This is a genomic window from Paenibacillus sp. CECT 9249, from assembly GCF_918697855.1.
Lineage (GTDB): Bacteria > Bacillota > Bacilli > Paenibacillales > Paenibacillaceae > MSJ-34.
The window spans coordinates 21,457-29,403 of sequence record NZ_CAKKLI010000057.1; the positions used below are offsets into that span (position 1 = coordinate 21,457).

10 protein-coding genes and 1 riboswitch are annotated in these 7,947 nt (G+C 48.2%); of the genes, 9 read left to right on the plus strand and 1 reads right to left on the minus strand.

Annotated features, from left to right (window positions below):
- The first annotated feature begins 3 nt into the window (after nucleotides 1–3).
- The 5 genes from rpiB (at nucleotide 4) to deoC (ending at nucleotide 2,169) form a co-directional block, all read left to right on the plus strand.
- Nucleotides 4–465 carry a ribose 5-phosphate isomerase B gene (rpiB, locus tag LQ229_RS24060; RefSeq protein ID WP_216536998.1) on the plus strand — a complete coding sequence of 154 codons (462 nt, stop codon included), beginning with the start codon at nucleotides 4–6 and terminating at the stop codon, nucleotides 463–465.
- Nucleotides 466–473: 8 nt separating this feature from the next.
- Nucleotides 474–764, plus strand: coding sequence for a EutN/CcmL family microcompartment protein (locus tag LQ229_RS24065; protein WP_230193118.1), 291 nt, complete (start codon nucleotides 474–476; stop codon nucleotides 762–764).
- Nucleotides 761–1,036: a BMC domain-containing protein gene (locus LQ229_RS24070; RefSeq protein ID WP_216537000.1), complete on the plus strand. Its 276-nt coding sequence runs from the start codon at nucleotides 761–763 to the stop codon at nucleotides 1,034–1,036. The genes LQ229_RS24065 and LQ229_RS24070 overlap by 4 nt, the downstream gene beginning before the upstream one ends.
- 6 nt (nucleotides 1,037–1,042) lie before the next feature.
- Nucleotides 1,043–1,330: a EutN/CcmL family microcompartment protein gene (locus LQ229_RS24075; protein WP_216537001.1), complete on the plus strand. Its 288-nt coding sequence runs from the start codon at nucleotides 1,043–1,045 to the stop codon at nucleotides 1,328–1,330.
- Between the two features lie 161 nt (nucleotides 1,331–1,491).
- Nucleotides 1,492–2,169, plus strand: coding sequence for a deoxyribose-phosphate aldolase (gene deoC, locus LQ229_RS24080; RefSeq protein ID WP_216537098.1), 678 nt, complete (start codon nucleotides 1,492–1,494; stop codon nucleotides 2,167–2,169).
- Between the two features lie 589 nt (nucleotides 2,170–2,758).
- Here deoC and LQ229_RS24085 read toward each other — a convergent pair.
- On the minus strand, nucleotides 2,759–3,352 hold the full coding sequence (locus tag LQ229_RS24085) for a Uma2 family endonuclease (protein ID WP_230193119.1): 594 nt from the start codon (nucleotides 3,350–3,352) through the stop codon (nucleotides 2,759–2,761).
- A 90-nt stretch (nucleotides 3,353–3,442) separates the two neighbouring features.
- On the opposite strand from LQ229_RS24085, the gene LQ229_RS24090 reads away from it, so the two are divergent.
- From LQ229_RS24090 to LQ229_RS24105, 4 genes are all read left to right on the plus strand, one after another.
- The gene (locus LQ229_RS24090) at nucleotides 3,443–4,261 is read left to right on the plus strand and encodes an MBL fold metallo-hydrolase (RefSeq protein WP_230193120.1); all 819 of its coding nucleotides are present in this window, start codon (nucleotides 3,443–3,445) and stop codon (nucleotides 4,259–4,261) included.
- A gap of 98 nt (nucleotides 4,262–4,359) precedes the next feature.
- On the plus strand, nucleotides 4,360–4,803 hold the full coding sequence (locus LQ229_RS24095) for an Hsp20/alpha crystallin family protein (RefSeq protein WP_230193121.1): 444 nt from the start codon (nucleotides 4,360–4,362) through the stop codon (nucleotides 4,801–4,803).
- Nucleotides 4,804–5,084: 281 nt separating this feature from the next.
- The gene (locus LQ229_RS24100) at nucleotides 5,085–5,462 is read left to right on the plus strand and encodes a response regulator (RefSeq protein ID WP_230193122.1); all 378 of its coding nucleotides are present in this window, start codon (nucleotides 5,085–5,087) and stop codon (nucleotides 5,460–5,462) included.
- 109 nt (nucleotides 5,463–5,571) lie between these two features.
- Nucleotides 5,572–5,659: riboswitch (cyclic di-GMP riboswitch) on the plus strand.
- 150 nt (nucleotides 5,660–5,809) lie between these two features.
- The coding region (locus LQ229_RS24105; protein WP_230193123.1) for a MucBP domain-containing protein at nucleotides 5,810–7,947 on the plus strand (2,138 nt) is incomplete at its 3' end.

Below are 7,947 nucleotides of genomic sequence, written 5' to 3' on the forward strand. Positions count from 1 at the left end.
CATATGAAAACAGTAATTATCGGTAGCGATCACGGAGGCTTCGAGCTCAAGGAAGATATTAAAACCTTTTTGGCCGGCCTGGGTTATCCGTTGATAGATTTCGGCTGTTACGACAACAATTCGGTAGATTACCCCGATATCGCCTTTCTGGTCGCGGAAACGGTCGCCACGAGCGAGAATTATGCGGGCATTATGATTGACGGCGTCGGCATCGGCAGCACAATGACGGCCAATAAAGTTCCGGGCATACGATGCGCCCTTTGCTGGGATGTCAGTTCGGCTATTAACAGCCGAGATCACAATCATGCCAATATGCTCGCGATAGGAGGCCAAGTGCTGGGCAAAGGCCTGGCCAGACAGATCGTCAAGACATGGCTGGAAACCCCTTTCTCGGGGGGAAGGCATGACAAGCGGGTCACGAAAATCATGGAAATCGAGAGCCGTTTTCTGAAGCGGTTCAGGTAGGAGGCCGTATGTTTCTGGGCAAAGTTGTCGGCTCGGTGGTATGCACTCATAAGGACGAAAGCCTGTCGGGTTTGAAGCTTTTGGTGATTCAACCTATGAAGGATGCAGAGAGGGAGGCGGGGAAACGAATTGTTGCTATCGACACGATCGGCGTGTCCGGTTACGGGGATCTGGTCTATTTGGCGAAAAGCAGGGAATCCGGTCTTCCGCTCGGATTGGAACTGGTGGCGGCCGACGCCGGCATTATGGGGATAGTGGACCACTATCATACGATAAAAACAGGGAGGGACAGAATATGAATAATGCCTTGGGAATGATTGAGACGAAAGGTATGGTCGGCGCGGTCGAAGCGTTGGACGCGATGGTCAAGGCCGCCAATGTGACGGTTGCCGGCAAAGTAACGGTCGGCGGCGGATTGGTTGCGGTATTCGTAAGAGGAGACGTAGGAGCCGTTAAAGCGGCGACCGATGCCGGAGCGGAAGCGGCGCAACGGGTAGGCGAATTGATATCGGTTCATGTGATCCCGCGGCCGCATCACGAGATCGAACAGATATTGCCGAAATTGGCTTAATGCCTTATGAAACTAGGAAGGGTTCTAGGGAACATCGTGGCGACCGTGAAAACGGGCAGTCATCATGGCTGCAAATTGATGGTCGTCGAGCCTGTCGATGAACGCGGAAATAGCTGTGGAGATCCGTTCATCGCGGTAGATTGCTCTCATGCCGGAGAAGGGGATCTGGTCCTCGTCGTAGAGGAAGGAGGATCCGCGCGCGAAGCGATGAAGCGGCCCGATGCGGCCGTTGACGCGGTAATTGTCGGGGTTGTCGATCGTTTTGACGATGCAAGCAGACCAACATTGGAATAAGACGAAATGAGGGGAACATATTGGAAGTAGAGAGTTTAGTTCAACAGATTACGCAAAAAGTGATGGAGCAAATCGCCAAGCAAGCGGAAACCGCGGCCCCCAACCGTTCCGTGTCCAACGAATCCGTTCGAGGCTTCGGCCAGTATCCGTCGCAGAACAATATGTTGACCGGACCGGAAATCGCGCGCAAGATCGATCATACGTTGCTGAAACCGGAATGTACGAGAGACGAGATCGTTGCGCTATGCGAGGAAGCGAAGCAATACGGCTTTGCAACGGTATGCGTCAATCCCTACTGGGTGCCGGTGGCGGCGAAGGAATTAGCCGGGACGAAAACCGGCGTTACGACGGTGGTCGGTTTTCCGCTCGGAGCGACGAGTTCTTTTGCCAAAATTGCGGAGGCGAGAGACGCCATTGCTAGCGGAGCTACGGAAATCGACATGGTATTGAATATCGGAGCGATGAAATCGGGAGATTTGGATACGGTTAAGAAGGATATAGAGGGTGTCGTTCTTGCTTGCAGAGGACAAGCGGTCGTTAAAGTGATTCTGGAGACGTGCCTGCTTACGGATGAAGAGAAGGCGAAGGCTTGCGCGATTGCCAAAATGGCCGGCGCGGACTTCGTTAAAACGTCAACAGGCTTCGGTTCCGGCGGGGCGACGGTGGAAGATGTCGCATTAATGCGTAAAACGGTCGGTCCCGAGATGGGAGTGAAGGCGTCAGGCGGTGTCAGGGATATCGACGTTGCGCGCCGGTTGATCGCAGCGGGGGCCAATCGTCTCGGAGCGAGCGCAAGCGTGGCGGTAGTGACGGGCGGCAAGGGCAAAGAAGGGTACTGAAGTTAAGCAAGGAATGGAATCGGTTGTGATGTCTTACGGCGCATGAATGGCGATCCGATCGGAATCTTAACGGATTAGTAGCGGCATAATGTGGGACATGTTATAATTAATTCTATGGACTATGAATAGTGGTGGAATTGGCGGCCACGGCGCAGCTTCCAGAAGGGGGTGATGCCGATGGTCGTAATTGCGGCGTTTTATGACGTGCTGCGTTGGATTATAACGATACTAAGCCTAGTGTTTGTTATCCGAAAGTTCTATCGTTGGGCGCGTCGTAAGTTCCGCTGCAAGCGAAAAACCACCGCTAAATAGGTTGGAGAGCCTGGACGGTGGTTTCGCTTTGCATTAACATTTAGTGCTTGCGCGCCGTGGTGTTCCATATCCTTTTCTGGTCCTAAGAGTCTTCAACGTTCCAGCGGTGAAGACTCTTATTAGTATTCGGCAGCAGTGACCAACTTCATACGCAAACAACTGAATAGAATATTAACTACTACGTTAAACGTAGTATAACACAGTTCTTCGAACGAGTACAATCAAGTTATAGATAAATCGATTGAATGTCTTGCCCGGTTTGTCCAACAGGCAGGGATTAACCCGGAAGGCCGGCAGCCGGATCGACAACTTGAGCCATTGTGAACGAAACCCATGGAAGGCGGTCCGATTGGACCGTCTCTTCTCTGTCGTATACCGTGTCGAGTTCATATCGGTTATCTGCTTCCGACAGCACATACTGCTCCAGCGATTCATGCGCCGGGTCGACGATCCAATATTCCGGGATGCGATAAGCGGCGTATGTTCTTAATTTGTTTTGTTTATCGCGCTTAACGGAATGAGGAGATATAACTTCCACGACCAAATCGGGAATGCCTTCGATTCCTCTGCGGGTAATGATGTCCATTCGGCTGCGATGAACCATCGCAAGATCCGGCTGGCGAACCTCCATATTTGATAAAATAAGGTCAATTGGCGAGACGAAAAGGATATATTCCGATTGACAAGAGTTCGAAAGCAGCGTAAAAATGTTGGTGACGATCACCTGATGCTTAGGCGTCGGCGCGGGAGTCATCAGTTCCAATACCCCGTCCGCCAGTTCATAACGTTTGCCGTCATCGGGCAATTGCGCATAATCGTCATACGTGGCGGGCTGTTCTTTTATGATTGGCTTCTTATCGTTCGGCTTCATATTATAATACCTCCCCAATCATTGCTATCATTGCCATTATATCAAACATTAGTTCGCGTAATCAATCGTATTCCCGAAGAGGTGATTTTGATGATTCAATATTCAAACGAGCGAATTACCGTTTTCCAGAGCGCGTTGTTTCAGACCACTTCCACTGTCGTCAACCTCGACGACGGCATATTCATCGTAGATCCGACATGGCTGCCCGCGGAAATTAGCGAAATTAAGGGCCATGTGAAATCGATCCAGGGCAATAAGCAATGTTATCTTTTGTTTACTCATGGCGATTTCGATCACATTATAGGATATAACGCTTTCCCTGGAGCCATAACGATTGGCAGCGCCGGGCTGCTGAATCATCCGAATAAGGAAGGAACGGTCGGAGAGATCAAGGATTTCGACGCCAAATATTACATTGTCCGCGATTATGAGATCGAATTCCCTCAGCTCGATATCGTTGTGAAGCGCGACGGTCAGCAAGTTGCGATCGGATCGACCAATCTGACATTTTATTTGGCTCCGGGCCATACCGCAGACGGTTTGTTTACTATCGTTGATTCTATGGGCATATGGCTGGCAGGCGATTATTTATCCGACATCGAACTGCCTTATATTTATCATAGCGCGATTGCGTACGAACAGACGTTAAAGAAGGCGGAGAAGTTGATGAGCGCACACGACATTAAGTTGTTCATCCCAGGACATGGGCGGCATACTGTCGATCGTTCCGAAATGGCCGAGCGGATTGCGGTGTCGCTCGATTATTTGGAACGTTTGAAGCAGGCTGTTATGAACGGCGATGAATCGGCGATTGCGAAAATGGAGAGCGAACATCGATTTTTGTCGGCTTTTACAAAGCATTGCCATCAGGAAAACGTCGACATCATTCGCCAGGAATTTGCCGGGTAGTTGCGTCTGTGACCGGTAGGCAACTTGGGGAATAAATACCTGTGCGCTCGGGGATAATTACCTTGAAAACGAAAATATTCAAGGAGATGTTGCATCCAATGGCTTTAATTCCATATGAACCGTTCCGTCGTCTTGAAAATATGAGACGGGAATTAGACCGTTTTTTCACGAACGATTTTCCCGATTTCAGAACCGCATTTTCCCAACATACGGGCAATATGAATGTAGACGTATACGAAACCGAGAATGAAGTTGTCGCCACATGCGACATACCGGGTCTGGAGAAGAAAGAGGATGTCAATATCGATATTGAAAACAACGTCCTTTCCATCAGTGGTACAATAAATAAAGTCAGTGAAGTGAAAGAAGAGCAAATGCATCGGCAAGAACGGTTTTACGGCCGGTTTCATCGCTCTATTAGCTTGCCTTCGAACGTATCTTCCGAAGGAATCCAGGCAAAATACAAAAACGGGGTTCTGGAGATCCATATGCCGAAAGTGCAAGGAGATACCAAAAGAAGAATCGACGTTCAATTTCATTGAATTTTGAATGATTTCCCAGAAAATGGCCAATCTGTTTCGTACAGATCGGTTTTTTTTTGCGTTGGTAATCCCTTACAATTGGAAAAATATAAAAGTGTTGTTCTAACTGCTTGTATTGAACGAATACCCATTAACAAAGCGATATGCCGCACAACCGGAGCAGGCATGGAACATACGGTTTCGTGAAAAACACCTCTTTTGGGGGATGGCGCGATATGCTTGCATCTTTTAGAATTAATCCCTGTTAAGTACGACAATGGAAAAGAGGGTTCGTAATACGTATGAAATCTGTCATGGTTGTAGATGACGAAGTTTTCGCAAGGACCATGTTGAAATCCGTATTGACATCCAACGGGTTTCGAATTGCGGCCGAAGCCGCTGACGGCGACGAAGCCGTAGCTCTCTATCAAAAAGTGAGACCCGACCTCGTAACGATGGACATTGCGATGCCGGGCATGGATGGATTAACCGCGCTGAAACGTATAAAAGGACTGGACCCGCACGCCAAGATTATTATGTGTTCTGCGATTCAACAGAAAACGATCATCCTGGAGGCGATCCGTCTAGGGGCCAAAGATTATATCGTGAAACCGTGCCATGGTGCGGAAATCATAGAAACGATAGATAAACTATTTGCATCGAAACCAGGAATGCTGTAAAAATTGAAAATAATTACAAAAATTTTCAAAATGATAGTTGACAAAAGTCATTTAGTAAAATATATTAAAATTGGCAACACAAAGATAGGACTATTGTACTAATGCAAAATTGAAAACTCGGCACACTAATCGAAAGATTAGGTCGCAAAGCTTTGGAGTCTAATAGTCGTTTGACTAATGATCGTCCGGCTGCAATTAACAATCGTTAATGCGGCCGGACTTTTTATTTTCCTGCGTTCTCAACGGAATACTATATTCCGAGGAGCATATATCGAATCTTCGATGAGGAGGGTAGGGAAAATAGAGTCTGAAAAGGAGGATTCTAATGAAAAAATGAGGAGGTACATATGAAAGGGCGTTTAAAAGTCGTAGTCACATGGCTATGCTTGTTCACGGTTTTCTTCGGGCTGACGCCGGGAGCGTTCGGGCAGGCAGCCAATTCAGAGGAAGTGATCTGGCCGAATCCCGGAGCGATCAAGTTAAGCAAGACGGCGGAACCGACGGGGAAATCCGGCGAATGGGAAATCACGTTAAAAATTGAAGGCAAAAATATTAAGAGCCGTTCGGATGTCGTACTAGTAATTGATAAATCGGGGAGTATGACGAAGAGCCCGAATCAAAGCCGGCTGCCGAAGGCGAAAGAAGCCGCGAAGAAATTCGTTGATAACTTGCTCATCCCGGGCTCCGAAACAAGAATTGCGGTTGTCTCTTTCAGTGATAGTGCTAGCACTGTTTCCGACTTTAGTGGAGTTAACCAAAAAGCTTCTTTAAAAACGGCAATTGAAAGGATTACGGCCAGCGGCGGCACCAACATTCAAGCAGGTTTGTACAAAGCTCGCACATTGCTAGATGGGAGTTCTGCCCAGAACAAGGTCATTGTGTTATTAAGTGACGGAGAGCCGACATATAGTTACAAGGCTATAGCAGCAGAATCCCAATCATGGCCGGGAAATAAATATAATTTTGCACTTACTAATTTTGGTACCTATAACACCATTCTCGGTGACGGCAGTAACTACAACCTGGAGAAATCAGGCTGTTTTCTCGGTTATTGCTGGGGCGAGACATACAAAGTAAATGGGCATGAAGTTTTAGATAACGGAATAGCCACTTTATCAGAAGCGAAGCTCGCTCAAAAAGCAGGAATTGGAATCTACTCGATCGGACTTGATGTAGGAAGCGGCAATAATGCGGAATACGTACTCAATAACAGCCAAAACAAAGGCTACTACTCTGCTAGCAGCGCTGACTTGGATAAAATTTACTCCGAGCTGGCAGGAAAGATTTCGTACGCCGCTCAGAACGCAATCATTACCGACCCGATGGGCGAAATGTTCAATCTGGTCCCGCCGGCTGGATCTTATACTCCTTCTCAAGGAACGATATCTTGGGATCCTGTCAGCGAGACGTTTACTTGGGAAGCCGGCAACATTATGGAAGGCCAACCCGCAACGTTAACTTACAAAGTCGTGATGGATCAAACCAAGAATCCGGAATCCAACAAACTGTACCCGACGAACGGCACGACGACCATGAACTACACAGATGTTAACGGTCGGGATACGTCTAAGAATTTTGAAGTGCCAAGAGTCAGCATCGGCAGTGGATCCATTCTAATTAAAGGCTATAAAGTCAATGCGAATGGAGAACCTGTCAATGCGGACGGCGAAGTCGTTGAGGGTCGGGAATTCGCTGAACAGTTGCACAGTGAATATTTCAAAGATTCTAACGGCAACGAAGCTCTTGAAAGAGGAGTACCATATACGGTCACAGCGCCTATCCTTTCAGGTTACCAACTTAAAGTAGGAACCAGCCCGCAAGATGTCACATTGACGACAACGAATTTAACGCCTACTATTTGGTTCGGTTATACGGAGGCTGTTGAACAAACTGTTACCGTCAAATATTTGGAACAAGGTTCAAATAAAGTACTGGCTGAAGCGACAACGGTGAATGGAGTCGCAGGTCAAACGATCGAACTGACCGCCGAGGAAGTACCGGGCTACACGCCGACGAAGTTGAAGGACAGCTACACGTTCACCGCTGCGGAAGGTCAAGAGTACATCTTCCACTACACGGCGAACGAACAGAAGGTAACGGTACGCTATGTTGACGAAGACGGTCAAGATCTGATCGACCCAACGACTCATGATGGCAAGACAGGTCAAACGATCGAACTGACTGCCGAGGAAGTACCGGGCTACACGCCGACGAAGTCGAAGGACAGTTACACGTTTACCGCTGACGAAAACCAAGTGTATACGTTCCATTACACGGCAGGGGATCAAACTGTAACAGTACGCTATGTTGACGAAGCAGGCCGAGATCTGATCGACCCAACGACTCATAAAGGCAAGACAGGTCAAACGATCGAACTGACCGCCGAGGAAGTACCGGGCTACACGCCGACGAAGTTGAAGGACAGCTACACGTTCACCGCTGCGGAAGGTCAAGAGTACATCTTCCACTACACGGCGAACGAACA